The sequence below is a fragment of the Bacillus sp. MT94 genome, assembly GCF_058792475.1.
In genome coordinates this window covers 268,501-293,114 of record NZ_JBXAEZ010000004.1, presented here as the reverse complement: position 1 = coordinate 293,114, position 24,614 = coordinate 268,501, and the positions used below count along the sequence as shown (strand labels likewise).

Below are 24,614 nucleotides of genomic sequence, written 5' to 3'. Positions count from 1 at the left end.
ATGTTTCATGAAGGGAATTCAACTTATATTTAAAGATTGGAAAGCGATGTGGCACCATAAACATGGACGTATCGCTTTAATTTTTTTATTAATCGTTCCGTTAATTTATTCAGGATTCTTTTTAGCTGGATATTGGGATCCGTACGGAAGATTAGATAAATTACCTGTTGCAGTTGTGAACTTAGATAAGGGTGCTATGATGGATGAAAAAACAATTCATGCAGGAGACGATTTTGTTAAAAATTTAAAAGAGAATAAGGAACTAGCTTTTCATTTCGTATCAGAAAAAAATGCAGATGAAGGGTTAAAAGAAGATAAATATTATATGGTTGTTACGATTCCAGAGAATTTCTCTAAAAAGGTAAGTACACTTATGGATGAGAAACCAGAGCCGGCAAAGTTGCAGTACAAAGTAAATCCAGGTAAAAACTTTGTAGCAGCTCAAATTGGAACGACAGCTGTTGAAAATATGAAAACAAAAATCTCAAATAGTATTACGAAATCTTATACAGAAGGTGTCTTTTCAAAGTTCCAAGATTTGGCACAAGGATTGAGTGATGCAAGTAATGGTGCTGAGAAGTTACATGAAGGAACGACCGATGCAAAAAATGGAGCGAATCAGCTTGCGGATGGTATTGATCGTTTAAGTGATGGGACATCGAAATTGAAAGAAGGAAGTGACAAGCTTGCATCCAGTCAATCTGCTTTAACTGGGGGAGCAAATGAGCTGAGTCAAGGAGCGACATCACTTCATAGTGGTATGGAATTACTAGTACAAGGTGAAAAAACGTTACAATCAGGAATTAGTGAATTAAGTGCTGGTACAAATGAATGGGTGAATGGAAATGAAAAACTTGCTGAAGGGCAAGCGAAAGCGGACAATGCGGCAAATAGTGTAAAACAACAATTAGAAGAGTACGTGAAAAATCATCCAGAAGTGCAGCAAGATCCCGCTTTTCAAAAAATTGTTGCTACGTCTAATGGACTAGCTAAAGCAACAAGTACGTTAAATAATAGCCAACAACAATTGACACAAGGTGCGAAGAAGCTTACTGACGGTCAACATAAGATTGAAGAAGGCATAAATACATTCGGAGTTAAGTTAAATGAAGCTACTGCTGGAACGCAAAAGATAGCAGATGGTGCATCGAATTTGGCTGATGGATTTACGAAGTGGGGAAATGGATTTACATCATTGCAAGAAGGTGTAAACCAGCTTGCGAGTGGTGGAACGGAGCTGAATAACGGTGCTGGTAAATTAACAAATGGACTTGTTAAACTTGATGATGGTGCGAAAGAACTTTCTACGAAATTGGGAGAGGGTGCAGAGAAGATAGCGAATGTTCGTAATGATGATGCACGCAATACGATGTTCTCAGAGCCAGTTCAGTTAGTGAAGTCAACAGTTTCTGACGTTCCTAACTACGGTTCAGGCATTGCACCATATTTCTTATCGCTTGCATTTTATGTTGGCGGAATTATGGCATCGAATATTTTACCGCTTGGTCGTAGACAAAATATGAAGGTAAGTGGAACGGTACATTTTATTAATAAACTAGGATTGGTATATTTAATTGGACTTATTCAAGCGCTACTCGTAGATGTAGTTGTGCTAGGTGTTATGAAATTAGAAGTTGCCAGTGTACCACTTTTTGTTTTATCAAGTATTGTGATTTCCTTTACGTTCATGACATTTATTCTTATGTTAGTAACAGTATTTGGTCTTGTTGGAAAGTTCTTAGCAGTAACGCTTCTTGTCTTGCAATTAGCGACAAGCGGGGGGACTTTCCCAGGAGAATTAAACATAGCTATTCTTAGCAAAATTGGGCAGTTTCTCCCAATGTCTCATTCTCTTAGAGGATTACAAGATGTTATCTCTTTAGGAGATTGGTCGCAATTAAAAATACAAATTTTAATATTGTTATGTTATCTCATTGTTGCCGGTGGAATTGCTTGGATCACGAGCCATATACAGCATAGAGAAACGAATGTAGAACAAGTTTCTTAAAATGAAATAAGCTATCCGATTTTTTCGGATAGCTTATTTTTTATTTACGTTCCATTACTGCAAAGTAATTATTTTCATTATCAGCAAAGTTGAATGCTCTACCAGTAGGTAAATCTACAACCTGTCCAACTGTGACATTTTTCTCAGAAAGATCTTTATATAGACGGTCTAAGTCATTTGAGAAGAACATAAGTGAAGGTGTATTAAGGTTTAGTTCAGGTTGCATCTTCGCGATTAACGCTTTATCGTGAAGGACGATGCTTGTTCCTGCTTCTTTCGCCGGTGCAATTTCAATCCAGCGGAATCCGTTTCCGTTATTCTCTTCCGCAATGATTTGGAACCCTACTTTTTCTGTCCAAAATTGTACTGTTTCGTCTTGATTATTTACATATAGCATAATTTGTCCAACTTGATTAATCATAGGTGTCTCTCGCTTTCTTTTTATATGCGTATCATTATATCAAATATATGGCTTGAATAGTTTTTTATGATTTTTTCGGAATACAACCTTCGTCCATTTCATCTTTGTTGTAGGAGAAGGACCTGTAATCCAAGTATGAAATGGTATTGTGCTACAAATGAACATTGTTGAAATAGAGATAATAGCCGTTAACACAAATAGTAATAGGCTATATAATATAGTATTTTCTTGCAGTGTGAATAAAGAAAGAAACTTTGTGCATAGTTGCAAGAAGAATAAGTGAGCTAAATAAGCACCATACGTGTAATTTCCAATGAAACGTAACGTTTTATATAAGAAACCACGACGCTGTACTATCATAATAGATAACACATACAGTATGATAATTTCGCATACGATATATAAAAACATAGATGGTTTTAAATAGGTAGAAACAGTTAAATGAATAGAGTTTGCTCCGTAAAAACTAAACAACTCATAATTGATGAATAAAAATAAGATGAAAAATAATATTGTTATAAGCGGGATATGTTTCATGACGAATAGACGCCAAGTTTTTAGTGCTACAGCGGCAATGCCACCCATAACGAAATAGAATGAGTAGAATAGAAATGATCGATCTGTATAATGTAAAATTGTTGAACTTGTTAATTTTTCTCCATTAAAAATATAGTGAGAAGAGAACCACATTAATAGAAAATATAGGCAAGCGAAAAAGGTCATATATTTATATATGTCTTTTTTATTTTCTGTTCGTTTTTGAAACCAATAAAAAAGTGTGCATAGTAAAGGGAACAATAAGTGAATTTGGAACATCATAATAACGTACCAAAGATGGGGCGCGGCTGTTCCGAGTAATAAACTTTTTATTCCGCCTTGTAATGTAATAAGATCATTTGTTGTTAATAAGTAAAGAATAGACCAAAAGAAATAAGGAATGAGTAAGTGTGTCGCTTTTTCAGAAATATATTCTTTATATACTAATTGCTTCGTATAGTGACGAATTAAGTGAAATCCAACGATAAATATGAATGCTGGTGCTGAGAATTTTGCAAGATTAAATAGCATGCCCATAATGAGGGATTGCTCAAGTAAGACATTTCCTTGCTTCATTGTATATAATAAGGAACTTTGCAAAACGACAGCGAGAAATGCAATGCTTTGCAAAACTTTAAATTCAGGTGCGCTTTGTGTCATTATTTCCATCTCCTTTTCCATACATGATTATAGTACGGAGAATGGATAATGAATGTGGAATATTTGTGAAGATTTTAACAAATTTGTGGCGAGAGGAAATATCAACTTATCAACAAATAACGACAAAAAGAGGATGCTCGTTTAGAGCATCCTCTTTCTAGCTATTAAGCAAATTTGTTTTTGATCCAATTCTTACCTTCTACAAGGCGAGCTGTCATTACCGCACAAGCGTTATCTGCTGTTACGTTTAACATCGTTGCAGGTGGATCAATGATTGTACTAATTGCTGCGATAATTGGCAGTGCTTCTGGCGGGAAACCGTATAGAGATACGATTAACATTTCACCGATCATACCACCGCCTGGAATAGCACCCATTACTGTTCCTACTAATAGAGAAACAACAAGTGCGATTGCTAATGTTTTCGGTCCTTCGAATTCCATGTTGAAAATACCGAATAAGAAAGCAATTTTTAATACGCCACCTAAAACAGAGCCGTCTTTATGAAGTGTAGAACCAAGAAGGACAACTGTTTCACGAACGTCTGAAGAAATACCCATTTTCTTCGTTGCTTCTAAGTTCGCTGGAATACTTGCGGCACTACTACAAGTTGCAAGTGATGTAACTGTAGGAGAGACCATGTTCTTCCAAAATACTTGTACACCTTGTTTGCGACCTGCAAGGTATGCATAGAACGTGAAGAATACAAAGAAGTAGATAAGAGAAGCTGGATAGTATACCATTGCTGCTCGGAAGTAAGTTCCAAGAAGTTGTGGTCCGAATTCACCAACTAATGCTGCGAAGTAAGCAGCAAGTCCGATTGGAGCGTAGTACATAATGAAAGATACAACCTTCATTGAAATCTCTGCACCAGCTTGTAGGAATGTAGCGAATGGTTTTCCTTTTTCGCCAACTGCTGAAGTTGCAATCCCCATTAAGATAGAGAAGAAAATAAGAGCTAACATATTTTCACGAGATAGTAACTTCGAGAAGTCAGATACTGTTAAAATACCGACGATTTGATCTGCAACACTAACAGCTTTGCCGGCTTTGTCAGGTTGTGTTAGTTCTAGTACAACACCTTGTGCTGGCGGGAATACTTTCACGACAATAATCATAAAAATAGCAGCTAAAATACTTGTAAATAAGAAAGTCCCAGCCATACTAGACATAATTTTACCGAAACGTTTTAATCCATCCATATTAGCAATAGACGATGCGATGCTAAAGAACACTAGAGGTACAACAATCGTAAACATTAAGTTTAAGAAAATATCACCAAGCGGCTTTAAAGCAACTGCATCGGCACCCATGAAATAACCAATGAAACCACCAATTAGGATAGAAGATAATAAAATAAGTGGAAAGCGATATGCCTTCATAAATATATCCTCCTATCAATTAAAAAAATCATACTGAATCATTATAGCGAGTTAGAGTCCTCTTTACTAGGAGAATACGGATAAATGGAATAGCGTGAAAACCAAGAAATTTTTGTTTTTAAGCTCGGCATACAGCAGGAAATCTAGACATATATATTTGTAACCTAGTGGTGGCAAGGGATGCACCATAACTTAGGTTTAGAAAAAGGGGGAGGGAAGCGGAATGAATATTTTACTTTGCTGTGCAGCGGGAATGTCTTCCAGTTTGATTGTTACAAAGATGGAGAAAGCAGCAGAGGCAAGAGGGATAGAAGTGAAAATCTGGGCAGTATCAGGTTCTGAAGTGAATAGTCATATTGATAAAGCTGATGTACTTTTACTTGGACCGCAAGTACGTTATTTATTACCGAAAATGAAAGAATTATGTAAGGATAAAGGGATACCTGTTGATGTTATTCAATCCGTCCATTACGGACTTTGTAATGGGGAAGCTATCTTGCAAGCAGCTTTGTCAATGAAACCATGAGGAGAGTGGGATAGATGATACGGTTTTTAGAGAAGTACGTGATGCCAGTAGCAGGGAAGGTTGCAGAGCAGAGGCATTTACAAGCAATTCGAGATGGAATTATTTTAACGATGCCTTTCTTAATTATTGGATCGTTTTTCCTCATTATTAGTGCACTGCCGATACCCGGATATAACGAGTTTATGGCAGGTTTGTTTGGTGAGAATTGGCAGAGAGCTTTAGGGTATCCAGTTAGTGCAACTTTTAATATAATGGCTTTAATAGCTGTTTTTGGAATCGCTTACAGGCTTGGAGAGTATTATAAAGTGGATGCTTTAGCATCCGGGGCATTGTCGCTTGTGACGTTTTTACTTGCGACGCCATTTCAAGTTGCATATATTATACCAAGTACAAAAGAAAGTGTACTTGTAGAAGGCGCTATTCCAGCTGCATTAATGGGAAGCCAAGGGTTATTTGTAGCAATGATTATTGCACTTATATCTACTGAACTGTATCGATTTATTGTACAAAAAAAGATAATTATAAAGATGCCAGAGACAGTTCCACCAGCTGTCACGCGTTCATTTGCCGCACTTGTTCCAGGATTTATTGTTGTAACAGTTATTTGGATTTTACGCTTAATTATAGAAAATACTTCTTTTGGCAGTATCCATAATATTGTAGGACAAATTTTACAGGAACCACTTAGTGTACTTGGTGCTAGTCTTTGGGGCGCAATAATAGCAGTTATTCTCGTTCATGTTCTTTGGTCGTGTGGAATTCATGGTGCTACTATTGTTGGTGGTGTAATGAGCCCAGTTTGGTTGTCGTTAATGGATCAAAACCGAGTTGCTTTTCAAGCTGGGCAAGATGTACCAAATACAATTACGGCACAGTTTTTTGACTTATGGATTTATATGGGCGGTTCTGGAGCAACGCTTGCTCTAGTTGTCGGAATGTTACTATTTGCACGAAGTCAACAATTAAAAAGTTTAGGGAGATTGTCAATTGCACCTGGTATATTTAATATTAATGAGATGGTAACTTTTGGCATGCCGATTGTAATGAACCCACTTTTACTAATTCCATTTATATTAGTTCCAGTTGTGTTAACAATTGTTTCTTACTTTGCAATGGAATGGGGATGGGTCGCACGTCCGAGTGGGGCCGCTGTACCTTGGACGACACCTATTCTTTTTAGTGGATATTTAGGGTCGGGCGGGAAAATTTCAGGTGTTATTTTGCAACTTGTTAACTTTGCGCTAGCATTCTTCATTTATTTACCGTTCTTAAAAATATGGGATAAACAAAAACTGGCGGAAGAAAAGGGGGAGTAAAGAACTAAAATGGATACGATAGAGACGAAAGCTTTTCATTTAATCTTGCATGGAGGAAACGCGAGAAGTTGTTCAATGGAAGCAATTGATTGTGCGAAGCGTGGGGAGTTTACAGAAGCTGAAGCTAAATTACAAGAAGCACTAGAGGAATTAAAAGAGGCGCACCGTGTACAAACGGAGCTTATCCAGAAAGAAGCTGGTGGTGAAAAGACCGAAGTTACTCTTTTAATGGTACACGCACAAGACCATTTAATGAATGCAATTACGGTGAAAGAATTAGCGAGTGAGTTTGTAGAGTTATATAGGAAGATGTCGGTGGATGAATGAACCTTGCTTATGCAAGGTTTTTTTATCTAGAATTAACGGGCAGTAAAACTCCCACTAATTAAAATTTCATTTTATGTATGTGCCTGTACCATCAGTGGAATGTTCATCCCACTGATGGTATTTACAATCCTCCTTTTTTCGGATGAGTAAGAGTTATAATTAATCGGTAGTAACAATTTCTCCTATACCACGAATTAATCTTTTTATATGCATCCGTTCCGGTTTTAATATATTTACGATATAATCAATCGCTATTTTTGGTTCAACGGTTGTACCGCAAGTATAACAGTCAATAGCTGCAAAATTTTGTTCCGGGTAAGTGTGAATGGAAAGATGGCTTTCTGATAATAACACTAATACAGTAACACCATATGGCTGGAACTCTTTTTTACTTACGTTTAAAACATGGGCACCAGAGTAATCTGCAGCGTTAACTAAATGGTATTCTAAAAAGTGAATATCATCTAATAGGGAAAAATCCACTCCCCATAAATCTACTATTATATGCTTGCCAAAGGTAGAGTATTCCATAGGGCAGCACTCCTTACTATTAATATCGTCAAAACTTCATTTCCTGTTTGTAGCATTGATGTAAGATAAGATTTGATTCTGAATTTAAAAGAGCGAGGTTACGTTGTTCTAGATGTTCTTCTTTAAATTGAAATAAAGGAAAAAGAAGAGAAGGCAATGTTCGAGGAGTTGGTACTACATATAATTGCTCAATTTCATTGAGTACATAGGCAGAATTAGTAGCAAGATGAAATCCCCAATCAGTTCCGAAAGAAGGAACTATCGTATGATAACTCTTCACAGTTAATCCAGCGTGTTCAATTGTATTACCGATACTCCAATATACTAGAGGTGCATCGGCAGGTGAATTAGATTGACAGACGAAAGCACCATCTTTTGTTAAGAATGTAGCTATACGAGCAAATAGTTCGCTTGTATATAAAGTACTTAACAACTCTGTCGCTGGGTCTGGAAAATCAATAATGATTACATCATATAAAGATGAAGGTGAATTTAGAAATTCTTTTGCATCGCATACGTGCACGTTCACTCGATTATCAAAAAAAGCATTTTTGTTTAAAGATACTATTTCTGGAACATTACGTGCCATATTAATCATCGCCTCGTCTAAATCAACAAGGTCTACATGTAGCACAGTTTCATATTTCAAAACTTCTCGTAAGGCAAGACCATCGCCACCACCTAATATGAGAACACGTTTTGGATCGATTACTTTTGACATAATTGGATGTACAAGTGCTTCATGATAGATTTGCTCATCAACGGAACTAAATTGTAGTTGCTTGTCCAAGTATAAGCGAACATCGTTTACTTGGACTAAATTAATATTTTGATAATTACTTTTTTCTTCAAATAGGTTCGTATGTTCACCAGCTTGTATTTCTTTTAGAGAAATTTCATCCCACACATCTAAGCTGTGTGAATCTGTAGGTACTATAATTACATTTTCTGATTGTACTTGCTTATCTTGCTTATTCTGCTCATTCTGTTTGTCCTGTTTATCTTGTTTGTCTTGTTTGTCTTGTGTATCATGCTTGTCCTGCTGTTCTAGTTCAAATTTGTCAGAGTCTAATTCAGAACGCTTGTCCTTTTTATAGCTTGTTATTCTATAAATCTTTATTTTGCTTTGTTTTCTATGTTTTGGCATAGGAATCCCCTTTCGAATTGTGTTATTTTATTCTATTTTATTTTATGTAATTTAGTAGAGTGTGCTTGGACAATAGAATAGATAGAAGACTGAGATCAAGAAAATGTTGTTTTTTACTAGATTTCTACGATAAAAAAATTTTTTTAGTGTTTTTTCATATTAAACATAACTAGACAACTAAACACTAATCTATTTTCATACAGTTATGTGTTAAAAGCGTGTTGTTTTATAACACACTGTGTGTTTTTTGGACGACACACTAATTGAAAGCGTTAACACACAAAGAAAATGCTCGAAAAAGCACTGATTTTAGTGGTTTTAAAAAGTTGGCACGCTAATTGCATTAATAAATAGCGTAAAGAAAAATAAATAAACATAAATTTTTTATACTACACAAGGGGGATTTTCAAATGAATATTTTATTATGTTGCTCAGCGGGGATGTCTACAAGTTTACTAGTTACAAAAATGGAAGCGGCTGCAAAAGCTCGTGGTTTAGAAGGAAAGATTTGGGCTGTATCTGGGGATGCAGTAAAAACGAATATCGATCAAGCAGATGTATTATTACTAGGACCACAAGTTCGTTACATGCTCTCTTCAATGAAAACGCTTGCTGACGAGAGAAACGTTGGAATCGACGTTATCAATCCAATGCACTACGGCATGATGAATGGGGAAGCAGTTTTAGATCACGCATTAACACTTAAAAAATAATTAGGGGGGAAGCAAAATGCAAAAGTTTATTGCATTTATGGAGAAATATATTGTTCCTGTTGCTGGTAAAATCGGATCGCAACGTCACTTAGCTGCAATCCGTGACGGATTTATTGCAGTTATGCCACTTATTTTAGTTGGTGCACTGGCATCACTAATTAATGGTTTTCCGTCTGAAGCTTTCCAAGATTTCATGAAAGGTATGTTTGGTGAAACGTGGAAACAAGTCGGCGGTGGAATGTGGACTGGTTCTTTCGCGATTCTAGCACTAATCATAGCATTTACAACAAGTTATAACTTAGCAAAATCTTACGGCGTTGATGGTTTGTCAGCAGGTATTATTTCATTTGGTGCGTTAATTATTCTTACGCCAACAACACCGAAAGAAGGCGGATTGAACTTAGCTTGGACAGGTGCACAAGGGTTATTTGTAGCAATTATCGTGGCACTCCTTGTTACTGAAGTATTCCGTTTCTTTGTACAAAGAAACATTACTTTTAAAATGCCTGATGGAGTACCACCAGCAGTTTTAAGATCTTTCGCAGCTATAGTTCCAGCATTTGTTATCTTAACAGTAGTTGCAGGTATTCAATTAGCAGTGAAATTAGCTGGTACAAGTGTTCATGAATTTATCTTTAATACGATTCAATCACCACTACAAAGTTTAGCAGGGACATTACCAAGTGCAATTGTCATTGTACTCCTTGTTCATCTTCTTTGGTTCTTCGGCTTACATGGTCCAAATATCGTTGGTGGTATTATTGAGCCATTATACTTACCGGCATTAGAGAAAAACATGAAGTTATTCCAAGGTGGTACATCTGCATTTGATGTTCCAAACATTATTACAAAACCATTCTTTGATACTTTCGTATATCTTGGTGGTTCTGGTGCAACATTAGCATTCTTGGTAGTGGTATTACTTGTAGCAAAAAGTGCACAGTTACGCGGTGTATCTCGCTTATCGATTGGACCAGGTGCATTCAATATTAATGAACCGGTAATATTTGGTACACCAATTATTTTAAATCCAGTTTTATTCTTACCGTTTATCATAACACCAATTGTATTAGTAATCACTTCTTATACAGCTATATCTATTGGCTGGGTACCAAAAACAGTTGCGATGATCCCATGGGCAACACCACCAATTATTAGTGGTTATCTTGTAACAGGTGGACATCTTTCAGGTGCAATTCTACAGTTATTCAACTTTGTAATTGCGATGGTAATCTATTATCCATTCGTTGTATTATGTGACCGTTCAGTTGTTCGTACTGAAAAAGAAGCAGCGCAAGGAAACAACAACTCTGTACCTATGTAACATAGAGATTGTTCTCGCAGACAACGGTGTCTGTGAGAACAATTACCTTTATATCATGTTCAAAAAGATGAAAAACATCTATATGAACACTAAACTATCATTAATAAATTCATACTTTAATAGACATGTTCAAACTGAAGGGGTATTTAAATCGGTTGAACCTTATAGAGAGGGCGGTAATTATGATGACTACAGCAGAACAAATTCCATTCCAATTGATTTTAAATAGTGGTAACGCACGAAGCTTTGCGATGGAGGCACTTCAATTTGCCAAACAGGGGAAAATGGCAGAAGCAGATGAAGCGATGGTAAAGGCGAAAGAAGCGATTAATGAAGCGCATCATTTCCAAACAGAGCTCATACAATCAGAAGCAAGAGGAGAAAAAACAGAGATTAGTGTTCTTTTAATTCACGCACAAGATCATTTAATGAATGCGATTACAGTGAAAGAATTAGCAGCAGAGTTTATCGATCTTTATAAAAAGCTTGAAGCGAAAGGGGAATAAAGCATGACTGGAATTAAAATTGCTACAATCGGCGGTGGATCTAGTTATACACCAGAGTTAATTGAAGGATTTATTAAGCGTTATGATGAGCTTCCTGTTCGTGAAATTTGGTTAGTAGATATTGAGGCAGGAAAAGAAAAGTTAGAAATCGTTGGTAACTTAGCGAAACGTATGGTGAAAAAATCAGGCTTACCAATCGAGGTACATTTAACACTTGATCGCCGTGAAGCATTAAAAGATGCTGACTTCGTAACAACACAACTTCGCGTTGGTTTATTAGAAGCACGTGCAAAAGATGAAGCAATTCCGTTAAAGTATGATGTAATCGGTCAGGAAACGAATGGTCCTGGTGGTTTATTCAAAGCGTTGAGAACGATTCCTGTTATTTTAGATATTTGTAAGGATATGGAGGAGCTCTGTCCGAATGCATGGTTAATTAACTTTGCAAATCCAGCTGGTATGGTAACAGAGGCTGTCCTTCGTTATACAAATATTCAAAGAGTAGTTGGTCTATGTAACGTTCCAATCGGAATTCGTATGGGTCTTGCAAGATTACTTGAAGTAGATGCGAGTCGTGTTCACGTTGATTTCGCAGGTTTAAATCATATGGTATACGGACTAGATGTATACTTAGATGGTGTAAGTGTAATGGACCGTGTGTTAGAGCTTGTGACAGATCCAGAAAAACAAATTACGATGGAAAATATCGCAGCGCTTAACTGGGAGCCAGACTTTATTCGAGGACTTCGTGCGATTCCATGTCCATACCATCGTTATTACTACAAAACACGTGAAATGTTAGAAGAAGAGAAAGAAGCTTCTGTTGAAAAAGGTACACGTGCAGAAGTAGTAAAACAATTAGAAAATGATTTATTTGAGTTATATAAAGACCCGAACTTAGATATTAAACCACCACAATTAGAAAAACGTGGCGGAGCTTATTATAGTGATGCAGCATGTAGCTTAATTACGTCTATTTACAATAATAAAGGTGATATCCAGCCTGTTAATACACGAAACAACGGAACAATTGCAAGCTTACCACATGATTCTGCTGTTGAAGTGAACTGTATTATTACGAAAGAAGGTCCAAAACCAATTGCAGTGGGAGATCTTCCAGTACCAGTTCGCGGTTTAGTACAACAAATTAAATCATTCGAGCGCACAACAATTGAAGCTGCTGTTACAGGGGATTATCATAAGGCGCTGCTTGCTATGACAATCAATCCACTTGTACCATCAGATAAAGTTGCAAAACAAATTTTAGATGAAATGTTGGAAGCACATAAAGAATATCTTCCACAGTTCTTTAAAAAGGTAGAGAAGTAAAAGCGGCGCTATTTAGCCCGCTTTTTTTATTCTATTAGGAGGTATTAGGATGATTAAGTTAATTGTAAATGCAGATGATTTCGGTCTTACAGAAGGTACAAATTACGGCATTATTGATGGGCATATAAATGGACTTGTAAATTCAACGACGATGATGATGAATATGCCAGGAACAGAGCATGCGGTACGCTTAGCGAAAGAGTATAACCTACTCGGAGTAGGCGTACATCTCGTATTAACGGCAGGAGAACCACTGTTAAAGGATGTACCGTCACTCGTAGGGGGAAACGGATCGTTTCATAAACAAAGTGTTGTAAGGGAAGGGAATATAAATCCAGAAGAAGTTGAGAGAGAATGGACTGCTCAAATTGAGAAGTTTTTATCTTACGGATTAACACCAACTCATTTAGATAGTCATCATCATGTGCATGGTTTACCGATTTTACATGATGTTCTTGAGAGATTAGCGGCTAAATATAATGTTCCGATTCGTCGTTGTGAGGAAGATAGAGCGGTGCATCCATTTTCTGATGTGTTTTACAGTGACTTTTATGCGGATGGTGTGACGGAAGATTACTTTGTGAAGTTAAAAGAAAGAGTACAAGGTGAACAAACGGTAGAAATTATGGTTCATCCAGCTTATATTGATCCAGAGCTTGTGAAGCGTTCTTCTTACGTAATGGATCGTGTGAAGGAATTGCGTATTTTAACAGAGAGTGAGTTGCCAGAAGGAATAGAGCTTGTGAGGTTCTAATAGAAAAAACGACGGCTACATCATGCCGTCGTTTTTTCTATTTATAAAATGGACAGAATATATCCGCCAAAGGCTCCGAGTATAACGATAACCCAAGGTGGTGTGTTCCAAAAAGCTAGTAAGCAAAAAAGAAGCGAAGCGAAAACGAAATCTGAAGCATTTATAATTGTACTCGTCCAAATGGGATCGTAAAAAGCGGCAATTAAAATACCGACAACAGCTGCATTGACTCCAAGTAGTGCGCCTTGTATGAATGATATTTTTCTCACACTGTTCCAAAATGGTAAAACACCAATAACGAGTAAGAAAGCAGGGAGGAAAATCGCAATTGTTGCGAGTATTGCCCCAAGCGTCCCGTTTAACACTGCTCCTATATACGAGGCGAATGTAAATAGTGGTCCTGGTACTGCTTGTGTTAATCCGTATCCAGCTAGGAACTGTTCTTTCGTCATCATGCCGTTTTGTACGAACTCACCTTCAAGAAGGGGCAGCACGATGTGTCCTCCTCCAAATACAAGTGCGCCAGAGCGATAGAAACTATCAAATAAAGCGATGTAATAAGAGAAAGGTCTTAATATTGGTAGCAGTAGTAATAGTCCAAAGAATAAGACGAGACAAGAAACTGCTATCTTTTTTGAAATAGGTACTTTTATATGTTGAGATTGGCTAATTGGTTGGTTGCGATATAAAAACCAGCCGATAAAGCCACATATTATAATGAGGATCACTTGCGTCCAGCTACTTGGCCATAATAAGGCGATTGCGGCAGTTACAATCGCAATCGTCGCACGGTTGCGATCTGGAGTTAACTTTTGCGCCATTCCCCATATGGCGTGAGCGACAATAGCGACTGCTACAAGTTTTAGTCCATGAATCCAGCCAGCACTCCCAAGATCGAACTGATTAAGGAATGAGGCGAAGAAAACTAAAACAAGGACAGACGGTAAAGTGAATCCAATCCATGAAATAATAGCTCCTAAAAGCCCACCTCTTAATAATCCAACCCCCATACCGACTTGACTGCTGGCAGGACCAGGAAGGAATTGACATAGCGCTACTAAATCTCCATAGCTTCGTTCATCCATCCATTTTCTTTTTTGCACGTATTCGTGGTGAAAATAGCCGAGATGAGCGACAGGACCGCCGAATGAAGTAAGTCCTAATTTAAATGAGACGAGAAAAATCTCTAATAATGCGTGAAAGGTGTGTTTGTTTTTTTTCAAAATAACCTCCTAGAATGTTTTTGCTATGTGCATTATACAAGAAGTGGTAAAGCAAAAGGAACAAATCTAATGTAAAGATTTTGTGAATCTTTTCTTTGTAATTAAAATTGAAAAAGTCATAAATGATTATGTCTAAACCATAAAGTAGTAGAAGTAGTGCTGGGAAATTTATATAAGGAGAATGCCTTATGACAACACATTTCTTTGCCAGGTTAACAGGTAAGAGGGAAGTGCCTCCTGTAAATACAGAAGCTTTTGGGGTAGCAGAGTTTATTTTTAGTGATGATTTAACGAAATTGCATTACAGAGTAATACTAAAAAATATAGAAAAGGTTACATCGTGTCAAATTCATTTAGGGAAGTCTACTCAAATTGGTCCTGTTGTTTTATATTTGTATGGTCCACTGGAGCAAGGGATTAGCTTGAACGAGGGAAGTATTACTGGTGTAGTGAATGTGGAGGATTTTGAGGGACCTTTACAAGGGAAATCATTTGTACATTTACTTCAAGAAATTATTCAAGCAAACGTATATGTTAATGTTCATACGAAATCACAAAAAAGAGGAGAAATAAGAGGGCGAGTTAGAAAAGTAAAGAAGTAGAGGAAAAGGCTGTCCATATGTTGGAACAGCCTTTTCTCATTATATAAGGTGCTAGTTTTAGCGATTATTGTCGGTAAATCGATATATTTTGAAAATCGCTGATATAACTCGCGTTACGCCGATATATTTCAATAATCGCTGATATAACTTGCGTTACGGTCGATATTTTTAAAAATTGCCTCGATTAATTTTTCACAGGTTGATTTTTAATAAAGAAGTCCATAACGTAAAATACTTCGTCATCAGGTATTTGTATTTCAAATGTATTTTCAATTGGTTGCAATGCTTTTTTTACTTTCATATACATCCAGTATTCATCTTGTCTTCTTTTCTCTTTATCAGGGTGAGGAAGAAGGCTTTCTCCTTTTTGAAGACGGTCAACCATACAGCTCATATGCAGAATAACACCCATTAAGCTATCAGGAGTTAGCTGTAAGGAAATTAATTCCTGAATTGTATTTAATGCGTAACGAATTGTTTTAATAAGTAATGCCCCATCGTTACGCTGCATTTGTTGTTCAAGAATATCCGCCATTTTTGCATATGTTTCTTCATACGTAATTAATTCTTGAATGGGCTGAATCGCTGTGTAGTTTACGATGTCTTGGAAATGATATGTTAAGCATGGTACTTGCACATCGAAATTCGTAACGATACAAATGATGTTACGCTCTTTTTTTATGTTCTCGATCATTTTCGTTAAATCTTTTTCATGGACGATACTAATCGGAATAATTTCAATTAAGTCTTTATCAAATCGTAAATAGTTCTCTAACATTTTTTGAATAGCTAAAGCACTTCCTTCACCAGTTAAACAAGCTGTTAAAATAACAGATTTCATTGGAGAGAGAGGTTTTTTCTTTTCTTCTTGTACGTTTAAGTAAAATGGTGTTAAATTTTTTACTGTTTCATATAGCGCATCTAATGAATAACCGAGCTGAGCTTTTCGAGCTGCTTCTAGTGCATGTGGTGTGCTCGTCATCGAGAGAACACGTACAGGGATTTTGAACTCCGTTTCTAATATGTCACCGATATAAGCAAGTGACCCCATATCGACAAGTAAGAGAAGCCCATTTACATTTTGTAGTGTTTTCATATACACTTTCACACGTTCCAAGAAATCTTTCGGTGATTCGTGTAACGGCATATCAATACCGGTTACTTCCTCAATGCCGAGAAGTTCGTTTGCAACGTTTGCCATTTCAGTTGCGATGCCATTACCGTGTGCTAATATTAATACTTTTACTTCTGTTTGTGAGGCAGGAATTGGATCAACAACGAAGAACATTGTTAAAAAGCCAGCTTCATCAATAGGCATTGTTATTTGTAATTCTTCCTCCAGTAGTTGAATGCATTGCATAGCTACGGAAAAAGCTTCTTTATATTTCGTACGAATTTGATTTAATTGTGGGTGATGTATTTGTTTTCCGCTTTGTAAACGTTGTAGAGTTGTCTGTACATGTAAACTTAAAGCGAGAAATACTTTTTCATCAAACGTCTTAGATAAATGCTTTTCAGCAAGTTCCGCTATTTTTTCACATACGGAAACGATATTACGATCCACAATTTTAAAAACATTTTCATGGCTTGTTTTTTTTGATATTTGGTTAAAATATTGTACGAAAAAGCTTTGAACATCATTTTCTATTAGTAATTCTAATTCTTCCTCTTCAATACCACGTGCTTGAAGTTCTTCGTATTTATAGTCAATATAATCGTAAATAGAAGATCGTTTTTCATCTTCTGTTTTATGATTACTCCAACCTTCCTCACCTGTAAATACAAATGTTTCATTTGGTATTTGGTATAAGTGACGGCTCTTCCTTTCAATGAACAACCCTTCTTTCATATACCAAGGTAAATCTGTACTTGAAACATAGACAGAATCACGTTTCTTTGTGACCAAATCAGAATAGGCTTTCGCACAGGCAATTTGAACATCTGTTTTTAATTGACCAATGTTATTGGGACAATTGTAAAAGACGAAAGCACGCATTGCATTTGGGCTAACGTGAATGTCTTTTCGCAGACGAATTGCTTCATTTGTGAAAAATAGCTGTAGTAAAGCAAAGCGCTCTTTATGTGTACGCTCACGAAGTGGTGGCAGCGTAACAGTCATCGGTATACGTCTTGTAAATGTTTTTAATAAAAAGGAATTTGGTTCTTCTGTTGTTGCAGTAATGATTAATACTTGTGCTTTACGTTCGTTCTCTGTTTCTCCAAGGCGGCGGTACACTCCGCGGTCAATAAAGGTGAAAAGCATTTCTTGTCCCTCTGGAGGTAGGCGATGTACTTCATCTAAGAAAAGAATTCCTTCATGTGCTTTTTCAATTAACCCTTTTTGATCACTTGCTCCTGTGTAAGCTCCTTTTTTAATCCCAAATAACTGTCCAAGTAGTAGTTGTGGATTGTTTGCGTAATCAGCACAGTTAAAGACGATAAATGGTGCATTTTTGGGAAGCTGTTCAACTTCAATTGCATATTCGTGCATTAAAGAAGCAAACATAGACTTTCCGACCCCTGTTTCTCCCAGTAGTAAAGTATGCATACCGTTTGGAGGGTAGAGAATAGAAGCTTTCGCTTTTTCAATTGCGATTTTAAGGCTCGTATTTTCAATTGCAAATGTATCTAATGAAGTTATGTCTTTTGAATGCGTTTCCAACGAAGTGTTCGTTTCTATGTAAAAACGAACAGGTCGCGTATTTGTTTTTAATAACCGTTTATCTTTTACAAGTTTGTTTAAGTCGCTACTTACATTGGCGCGATCTAGTTGTAGAAATGTAGCGAGTTCTGATGCGGTTACACCTTCTGTATAATTTCCTTCTTGTATTGCATTAAAAATGAGATCTATTCGTTTCATTTCCATTCACCTCGAAACTTCATCACTATTTAAAAGTTTACACAAAAATGGGAAGGGTGGGAAGAGAAAAATAAAACAGCTTTAGTCTAGAAGTACTAAAGCTGTTACAATCTTGTGTCTTTCCAAAAATTTACCTCGAGATGAGAAGATGGATTATAGGGAAGAAGTTTGTATCCTTGTGACTGTAAATAATCAATTACTTTTGGCAGTATTTGTACGGTCACACTCGAATCATGCATTAAAATAACTTCGACTTGTTCATCACTTTGATTACGCACTCTTTCGAGTATGGCAGAAGGATTATCATAGCTTTTCCAGTCATAAGTATCGATCGTCCAATCCCACATTTTATACTGGGCTGATACAAGTGCGTCACGGTAATTCTTTTTTAAGTAAGGCATACTACCATATGGAACGCGAACGAGATGTGTATTTAATTTCGTAACTTGCTGGACAATGCTTTGTGTTTGTTCCATTTCTGCAATTAAAGTGGAAGGGTCACCAGTGTAAAGGCGTTTTACATCATGTGACATGCTATGGAGCCCGATATAATGTCCTTCTTTAATTAATCGTTGCATCGTTTTTCTGTAATGCGGCACTTTTCCGCCAATAACAAAGAAAGTTGCTTTTCCGTTCTTTTCTTTTAAGATGTTTAAAATTTGTGTAGTATATTTGTTTGGACCGTCATCAAATGTTAAGTACGCAATTTTTTGTGTAGGAGAAGTTGTTTCAGTATTTGGATGATGTTCAGCAGGAATAACGGTTGTTGCTTCAGTATTAGATGATGCGTACATAGTAATTGTTAAGAATAAAATAATACATTGAAATACTCGCTTGATCATAACATTCACCCTCAGTTTGACAATCAAGATGTAAAAAAACTTGATACTTTTCTTATTATGTATATCTTTCTCCAATAGAGGAACTCTCAAACAATCTATATTTTGGAAATATAAAATAAGGAATAAAAAATAGCATCCTAAAGGATGCTATTTGAATATTTCATAATGGTAAAGGCTATACTACAATTAGTCTTCGCGTTTTTTCACTTTTTTATAAAAGGAAATAAGTGGTTTGTAACGTTCATGTACAAGACCGATTATTTCAGCAATGATTTCTGTGAAGAAAATCAAAGCGAAAAGAAGAATAATGGATAACCATAACGTTGCACTAGTGAAAATAATGGCATTTACACTAAAGAAAATACCGAATGCGTATATAATTAGTACCGTTTTACGATGAGAGAATCCCATTGCAAGTAAGCGGTGATGTAAATGCGATTTATCTGGTGCTGAAATAGGTTTTTTATTTACGATACGACGGATGATTGCAAATATCGTATCAAATATAGGTACACCTAAAATGATAATTGGAACGATAAAACTGAATAACGTTACACTTTTGTATAATCCAAGTAACGATATAACAGAAATACAGTATCCTAAAAATAGTGCTCCTGTATCTCCCATGAAAATTTTTGCTGGATGGAAGTTGAAGAATAAAAATCCAATTGTACTTGCTAATATAATTAATGCGAGTGGCAAGATAATAGCTGTTCCAGTACCCCATGGGCTAGTGAAGGCCATATATGCTAGCGTTGCAAGTACGATAGATGAAATACCAGCAGATAATCCATCTAATCCGTCAATTAAGTTGATTGCATTCGTAATACCTACAAGCCAAAATACTGTAATTGGATAAGCAAGCCATCCAAGTTCAGTATCCCCAAGGAATGGGATATATAATACTTGCACTAATAATCCACTTTTTACAATCATAATGGCAACTAACAGTTGTCCACCGAATTTTACTTTTGCAGATAACTCGTACATATCATCTAAAATTCCGATGATTACAATGATAATCGCACCTAGTGTTATCGATAACATTCTTTGCTCATATAAGCCGCCGACAACAAATCCTACAGCTACACCAATAAATATTGCTAACCCGCCAAGACGTGGCATAATCTTTTGGTGCACTTTACGTGCGTTTGGCTTATCTGTCGCTCCTATTTTAAAAGCTAATTTAATAACTAAAGGAGTAACGACGAGTACAGTGATGAAAGATGCCAAAATGGCATAAATCACTTGTGAGTCCATTAATACCCCACCCTTTATATTCTAACGTAATTTTTTTTTTGAAGATATATTTATCTGAAAATTATGATGTTTATTTACAGGCTCATAACATATGGTATCACAAAAAGATTAGAATTCAATCTTTTTTTCTCTTTACGGTTAATGGAAGCGGATAGAATATATGACAATTGTATATAGAATGTTGCATCATATGAGAAGGTTAATCGTACTGGACTTTGGAATATGACATTTCCTTTTTTTCTTCGATAGTGAATACTTTTAGTTCAGTATTATAAGTGTTACACGTAGAAATGAGTAAGTTTCATGTTAAAATGTGGGAATTTATCTCGCGTCAACTAGTAGCCCCGTTCCTACTAATTAAAGTTTTACTTTATCCCGCATTAACGGACAGTAAGACCCCCACCTCAAAATTCAGCGAAGCAAAGAAGTTAGGTGGGGATCAACTGCCCGTAAAAGCCCCACTGATTAAAGTTTCACTTTATATTATAGTGCATTTAATTTTACAAAAACTTTAAAAAGAATGAGGGAAGTAATTCATATAATGAAGAAGGAAAAGGGTTTTCTCATTTTTAATGTGAGAGGGGGAAGCACAGGGAGAATTCTGTATTTCATATCTTTTCTATTGTAAATTCCTGTGCGAAAAGGAAATGAAAATTACGATAATAGGTACTGGATATGTTGGATTGATTACAGGAGTAGGATTGGCAAAGTTGGGGCATTCAGTTACATGTTTTGATATAGATGATGAAAAAATTGAACGGATAAAACAAGGGGATTTACCTATTTATGAGGTTAGATTACATGAATTAATAAATTATGCATATGAGAATAATGCTTTAACTTTTACATCAAATAAAGAAGAGGCATTTGATGATGTAGAGTTTATATTTATTGCAGTTGGAACACCATCTTTATTAGATGGGACGGCGGATTTAACGTATATTCAGAGTGCTTGTAAAGATATTGGATTATATGCGACAAACGATATTATTGTTGTTACGAAAAGTACAGTTCCAGTAGGTACAAATGATGTAATGAAGGGATGGATTGAGGGGAATTTAAAAGGGAGGCATACAGTACATATCGTATCGAATCCAGAGTTTTTGCGTGAAGGTTCAGGTATTTATGATTTCTTTCATGGAGATCGTATTGTAATTGGAGCGGATAGTGAGGAAGTAGCAAGAAGAGTAGAGAGTTTGTATAGCCAATTATGCTTAGAAACGTATGTTACAGATATTAAAAGTGCAGAGATGATTAAATACGCATCGAATGCCTTTTTAGCTACAAAGATTAGTTTCATTAATGAAATTTCAAATATATGTGAGAAGGTAGGCGCAAATGTATTGGATGTTGCCAAAGGGATGGGAATGGATAAGAGAATTGGTGCATCTTTTTTAAATGCGGGCATTGGATATGGGGGATCATGTTTCCCGAAAGATACGAAAGCACTGGTGCAAATTGCGGGAAATGTTGCTCATGATTTTCGTTTGTTAAAAGCGGTTATTGAAGTAAATAATAAGCAACAGCTGCTATTGATTGAAAAAGCGAAAAAAGTTATGAACATGAATAAAAAGCGGATTGCAGTTCTTGGCGCGTCATTTAAACCGAATACGGATGATATTAGAGAGGCATCATCTCTTATTATAATAGAAGCATTACTTAATATAGGTGCAGAAATTGTTCTGTACGACCCAAAAGCAATTCAATATGTGAAAAATATATTTGGAGATGCTATACAATATAGTAGATGTATAGATGAATCGATTCGAGATGCGAGTGCGGCTTTTATCGTAACAGAATGGGAAGATATTCAAACTTATCCGTTAGAAAAGTACGTACAACTTATGAGAGAGCCTATTTTATTTGATGGGAGAAATTGTTATACTGATGAAGATGTTAAGAAACAAAAGATAGATTATTATTCAGTTGGCAGAAGAAGTATTTGTAATAGACATGTTTCTATTATGCGTTAAAAAGGGATGTACTCATCCATATTTTTATATGTCATAATAGAAGCTGTAAATAGTGAAAGAAAAGAGGCAATCACATGACTGAACGTTTAAAAGTAATGACAATTTTCGGGACACGTCCAGAAGCAATTAAAATGGCACCTCTTGTATTAGAGTTGCAAAAACACCCAGAAAAAATTGAATCGATTGTGACTGTAACAGCACAGCATCGCCAAATGTTAGATCAAGTATTAAATATCTTTGGAATTACGCCAGATTTCGATTTAAATATCATGAAAGACCGCCAAACTTTAATTGATGTTACAACACGCGGTTTAGAAGGTTTGGATAAAGTAATGAAAGAAGCGAAGCCGGATATTGTACTTGTACATGGTGATACAACAACAACATTTATTGCAAGCTTAGCTGCTTTTTATAATCAAATTCCAGTAGGTCATGTTGAGGCGGGCCTTCGTACGTGGGATAAGTATTCTCCATACCCAGAAGAGATGAATCGTCAATTAACAGGCGTAATGGCGGATCTTCATTTCTCACCAACAGCAAAATCAGCAACGAACTTACAGAAGGAAAATAAAGATGAGTCACGTATTTTCATCACAGGAAATACAGCGATTGACGCGTTGCAAACGACTGTAAAAGAAACATATAGTCATCCTGTACTAGAGAAACTTGGAAATGATCGTCTTGTACTTATGACAGCTCACCGTCGTGAAAACTTAGGTGAACCTATGCGTAATATGTTCCGTGCAATTAAGCGTCTTGTTGATAAGCATGAAGATGTACAAGTTGTGTACCCTGTTCATATGAACCCTGTTGTTCGTGAAATAGCAAATGAAATTTTAGGTGAACATAATCGTATTCATTTAATTGAGCCGCTAGATGTAATTGATTTCCACAATGTTGCAGCTCGTTCATACTTAATGTTAACGGATTCTGGTGGTGTACAAGAAGAAGCTCCATCACTTGGGGTACCAGTTCTTGTTCTTCGTGATACAACAGAGCGCCCTGAAGGTATTGAAGCAGGTACGCTGAAATTAGCAGGAACAGACGAAGAGACAATCTTTGGTCTTGCAGATGAGTTGTTATCAGATAAAGAAGCTCATGATAAGATGGCGAAAGCATCTAACCCTTACGGTGATGGTCGTGCATCAGAGCGCATTGTAGAAGCGATTTTACAACACTTTAATAAGTAAATAAAAAAGGCCCAATCGGATAGATTGGGCCTTTTTGTTACGGCTGATTGCGCATAATCCACTCTGCATGAGCATTTGTAGAAGGTGGCGGATCAGTTGGTGTTTTATTTTGGTTTGTTTCTTTTTTTGCTTGTTCGTTAGAATTAGAATTAGAACTTGAATTTGAATCAGGATTTGAGTTGTTTTTTGTAGTTGGATTTTTTGCTTTTTCCCCTAATTCTTTTTCAATTTCGTTACGCACCGTTTCTACACTGATTGGATCTGGAAGGAAGTAATAAATACCGCCTATCTTTTTGTCTTCGCCTTCAAGCTTTAACGTTTGCATTGTAGAAGGATCAAATCCAGAAAGTTTATTGTAAAGAGCAAGTCCGTCTGAAATAGGAATGTCGGTTTTTATATATTTTCCAACGACAGCTGTTAAATCTTTAATTTTAAATACAGTAGAGGTGGAGTTTAACTTTTGGGCAACAGCGGCTAGTAATTGTCTTTGTCTAGCAGCTCGACCATAATCGCCATTTGGATCTTGTTTTCGCATACGGACGTAAGCAAGTGCTTCTTCACCGTTTAAGTTTTGCTGTCCTTGCTTAAATTGAATTTTTTTGTAGTAATCTACGTCAGAGCGCTCCCAGAAATCGAAGGGTACGTCAACCGTAACGCCGCCGACAGCATCAACGATACCTTTAAAGCCTTGGAAATCAATTTTAAGATAATGGTCTACAGGGACTTTTAGAAAGCCTTCGACAGTTTTGATTGCCATTTCTTCTCCGCCGTAAGCATGGGCAGCGTTAATTTTGTCTTCCTTATTTTTACCAACAATTTTAACTCGAGAATCACGAGGAATACTCATAAGTGAAATCTTTTGCGTTTTCGGATTGACTGTTGCAAACATTAATGAGTCTGTACGACCATTTTGACCGTCTGTCGCATAATCTTCTATACCCATAATGAGAATTGTAAAAGGTTCCTTTGTAATTTCTACATCTTTGTTTCTTAAATCCGATTTTTCACGAGTAAAACCACTATACATCCCCATAAGAGAAGAGTAAGAATTTAACACATAAACTCCTATGCTGCCAAATAAAAATGCGAAAATAAGGAAGAAGAAAAGTTTCCTTCTTCGCTTCTTTTTTATTCTGCTATTTTGGAGATGATAATAACGTTCTTCCATATATAATCTCCTTAG

Annotated in this window: 22 protein-coding genes; 12 read left to right on the top strand and 10 right to left on the bottom strand. The window is 36.3% G+C overall.

Features of this window, described 5'->3' with window-relative positions; genetic code table 11:
- The first annotated feature begins 7 nt into the window (after positions 1 to 7).
- Positions 8 to 2,008: a YhgE/Pip family protein gene (locus AC1Q51_RS16710; protein WP_492331607.1), complete on the top strand. Its 2,001-nt coding sequence runs from the start codon at positions 8 to 10 to the stop codon at positions 2,006 to 2,008.
- A gap of 40 nt (positions 2,009 to 2,048) precedes the next feature.
- Here the strand turns inward: AC1Q51_RS16710 and AC1Q51_RS16705 are convergent, their stop codons facing one another.
- The 3 genes from AC1Q51_RS16705 to AC1Q51_RS16695 form a co-directional block, all read right to left on the bottom strand.
- On the bottom strand, positions 2,049 to 2,429 hold the full coding sequence (locus AC1Q51_RS16705) for a VOC family protein (protein ID WP_000610162.1): 381 nt from the start codon (positions 2,427 to 2,429) through the stop codon (positions 2,049 to 2,051).
- Positions 2,430 to 2,468: 39 nt separating this feature from the next.
- Complete coding sequence (locus AC1Q51_RS16700) at positions 2,469 to 3,626, bottom strand: acyltransferase (RefSeq protein ID WP_053563355.1); 1,158 nt, start codon at positions 3,624 to 3,626, stop codon at positions 2,469 to 2,471.
- A 164-nt stretch (positions 3,627 to 3,790) separates the two neighbouring features.
- Entirely contained in the window at positions 3,791 to 5,008 is a 1,218-nt protein-coding gene (locus tag AC1Q51_RS16695; RefSeq protein ID WP_000649376.1) for a dicarboxylate/amino acid:cation symporter, read from the bottom strand.
- A gap of 223 nt (positions 5,009 to 5,231) precedes the next feature.
- Between AC1Q51_RS16695 and AC1Q51_RS16690 the strand changes: the two genes are divergently transcribed.
- The 3 genes from AC1Q51_RS16690 to AC1Q51_RS16680 are packed head-to-tail and all read left to right on the top strand — an operon-like array spanning position 5,232 to position 7,177.
- A complete protein-coding gene (locus AC1Q51_RS16690) occupies positions 5,232 to 5,534 on the top strand; it encodes a PTS sugar transporter subunit IIB (RefSeq protein ID WP_001023543.1) in 303 nt (100 codons plus the stop codon).
- A 14-nt stretch (positions 5,535 to 5,548) separates the two neighbouring features.
- The gene (gene celB / locus AC1Q51_RS16685; protein ID WP_000617789.1) at positions 5,549 to 6,850 is read left to right on the top strand and encodes a PTS cellobiose transporter subunit IIC; all 1,302 of its coding nucleotides are present in this window, start codon (positions 5,549 to 5,551) and stop codon (positions 6,848 to 6,850) included.
- Between the two features lie 9 nt (positions 6,851 to 6,859).
- The gene (locus AC1Q51_RS16680) at positions 6,860 to 7,177 is read left to right on the top strand and encodes a PTS sugar transporter subunit IIA (protein ID WP_000379645.1); all 318 of its coding nucleotides are present in this window, start codon (positions 6,860 to 6,862) and stop codon (positions 7,175 to 7,177) included.
- 159 nt (positions 7,178 to 7,336) lie between these two features.
- Here AC1Q51_RS16680 and speD read toward each other — a convergent pair whose 3' ends face one another.
- Positions 7,337 to 7,708: an adenosylmethionine decarboxylase gene (speD, locus tag AC1Q51_RS16675; protein WP_492331606.1), complete on the bottom strand. Its 372-nt coding sequence runs from the start codon at positions 7,706 to 7,708 to the stop codon at positions 7,337 to 7,339.
- Positions 7,709 to 7,736: 28 nt separating this feature from the next.
- Positions 7,737 to 8,855 carry a polyamine aminopropyltransferase gene (locus AC1Q51_RS16670; RefSeq protein ID WP_492331605.1) on the bottom strand — a complete coding sequence of 373 codons (1,119 nt, stop codon included), beginning with the start codon at positions 8,853 to 8,855 and terminating at the stop codon, positions 7,737 to 7,739.
- Positions 8,856 to 9,265: 410 nt separating this feature from the next.
- Between AC1Q51_RS16670 and AC1Q51_RS16665 the strand changes: the two genes are divergently transcribed.
- The 5 genes from AC1Q51_RS16665 (at position 9,266) to chbG (ending at position 13,481) form a co-directional block, all read left to right on the top strand.
- Positions 9,266 to 9,568, top strand: coding sequence for a PTS sugar transporter subunit IIB (locus AC1Q51_RS16665; RefSeq protein ID WP_001023569.1), 303 nt, complete (start codon positions 9,266 to 9,268; stop codon positions 9,566 to 9,568).
- A 16-nt stretch (positions 9,569 to 9,584) separates the two neighbouring features.
- Positions 9,585 to 10,892: a PTS cellobiose transporter subunit IIC gene (celB, locus tag AC1Q51_RS16660; RefSeq protein ID WP_065229567.1), complete on the top strand. Its 1,308-nt coding sequence runs from the start codon at positions 9,585 to 9,587 to the stop codon at positions 10,890 to 10,892.
- Between the two features lie 182 nt (positions 10,893 to 11,074).
- Complete coding sequence (locus AC1Q51_RS16655) at positions 11,075 to 11,398, top strand: PTS lactose/cellobiose transporter subunit IIA (RefSeq protein ID WP_000989050.1); 324 nt, start codon at positions 11,075 to 11,077, stop codon at positions 11,396 to 11,398.
- A gap of 3 nt (positions 11,399 to 11,401) precedes the next feature.
- Entirely contained in the window at positions 11,402 to 12,727 is a 1,326-nt protein-coding gene (celF, locus tag AC1Q51_RS16650; RefSeq protein ID WP_000145762.1) for a 6-phospho-beta-glucosidase, read from the top strand.
- Between the two features lie 49 nt (positions 12,728 to 12,776).
- A complete protein-coding gene (gene chbG, locus AC1Q51_RS16645) occupies positions 12,777 to 13,481 on the top strand; it encodes a chitin disaccharide deacetylase (RefSeq protein WP_098566820.1) in 705 nt (234 codons plus the stop codon).
- Between the two features lie 41 nt (positions 13,482 to 13,522).
- On the opposite strand, the gene AC1Q51_RS16640 is transcribed toward chbG, so the two are convergent.
- Positions 13,523 to 14,704 carry a chromate transporter gene (locus AC1Q51_RS16640; protein ID WP_098566819.1) on the bottom strand — a complete coding sequence of 394 codons (1,182 nt, stop codon included), beginning with the start codon at positions 14,702 to 14,704 and terminating at the stop codon, positions 13,523 to 13,525.
- Positions 14,705 to 14,892: 188 nt separating this feature from the next.
- Between AC1Q51_RS16640 and exsM the strand changes: the two genes are divergently transcribed.
- Positions 14,893 to 15,306: an exosporium regulatory protein ExsM gene (gene exsM / locus AC1Q51_RS16635; protein ID WP_000207046.1), complete on the top strand. Its 414-nt coding sequence runs from the start codon at positions 14,893 to 14,895 to the stop codon at positions 15,304 to 15,306.
- 184 nt (positions 15,307 to 15,490) lie between these two features.
- Here exsM and AC1Q51_RS16630 read toward each other — a convergent pair whose 3' ends face one another.
- From AC1Q51_RS16630 to tagO, 3 genes are all read right to left on the bottom strand, one after another.
- Positions 15,491 to 18,166: a sigma-54-dependent transcriptional regulator gene (locus AC1Q51_RS16630; protein WP_000820950.1), complete on the bottom strand. Its 2,676-nt coding sequence runs from the start codon at positions 18,164 to 18,166 to the stop codon at positions 15,491 to 15,493.
- Between the two features lie 104 nt (positions 18,167 to 18,270).
- Positions 18,271 to 19,008 carry a polysaccharide deacetylase family protein gene (locus AC1Q51_RS16625; RefSeq protein WP_016513232.1) on the bottom strand — a complete coding sequence of 246 codons (738 nt, stop codon included), beginning with the start codon at positions 19,006 to 19,008 and terminating at the stop codon, positions 18,271 to 18,273.
- 186 nt (positions 19,009 to 19,194) lie between these two features.
- On the bottom strand, positions 19,195 to 20,268 hold the full coding sequence (gene tagO / locus AC1Q51_RS16620) for a UDP-N-acetylglucosamine--undecaprenyl-phosphate N-acetylglucosaminephosphotransferase TagO (RefSeq protein WP_000378306.1): 1,074 nt from the start codon (positions 20,266 to 20,268) through the stop codon (positions 19,195 to 19,197).
- Positions 20,269 to 20,915: 647 nt separating this feature from the next.
- Here tagO and AC1Q51_RS16615 point away from each other — a divergent pair.
- A complete protein-coding gene (locus AC1Q51_RS16615) occupies positions 20,916 to 22,241 on the top strand; it encodes a UDP-glucose dehydrogenase family protein (RefSeq protein WP_492331604.1) in 1,326 nt (441 codons plus the stop codon).
- A 74-nt stretch (positions 22,242 to 22,315) separates the two neighbouring features.
- On the top strand, positions 22,316 to 23,431 hold the full coding sequence (gene wecB / locus AC1Q51_RS16610; protein ID WP_000140121.1) for a non-hydrolyzing UDP-N-acetylglucosamine 2-epimerase: 1,116 nt from the start codon (positions 22,316 to 22,318) through the stop codon (positions 23,429 to 23,431).
- 37 nt (positions 23,432 to 23,468) lie between these two features.
- On the opposite strand, the gene AC1Q51_RS16605 is transcribed toward wecB, so the two are convergent.
- The gene (locus AC1Q51_RS16605; protein ID WP_000392801.1) at positions 23,469 to 24,599 is read right to left on the bottom strand and encodes an LCP family protein; all 1,131 of its coding nucleotides are present in this window, start codon (positions 24,597 to 24,599) and stop codon (positions 23,469 to 23,471) included.
- Positions 24,600 to 24,614: the final 15 nt, after the last annotated feature.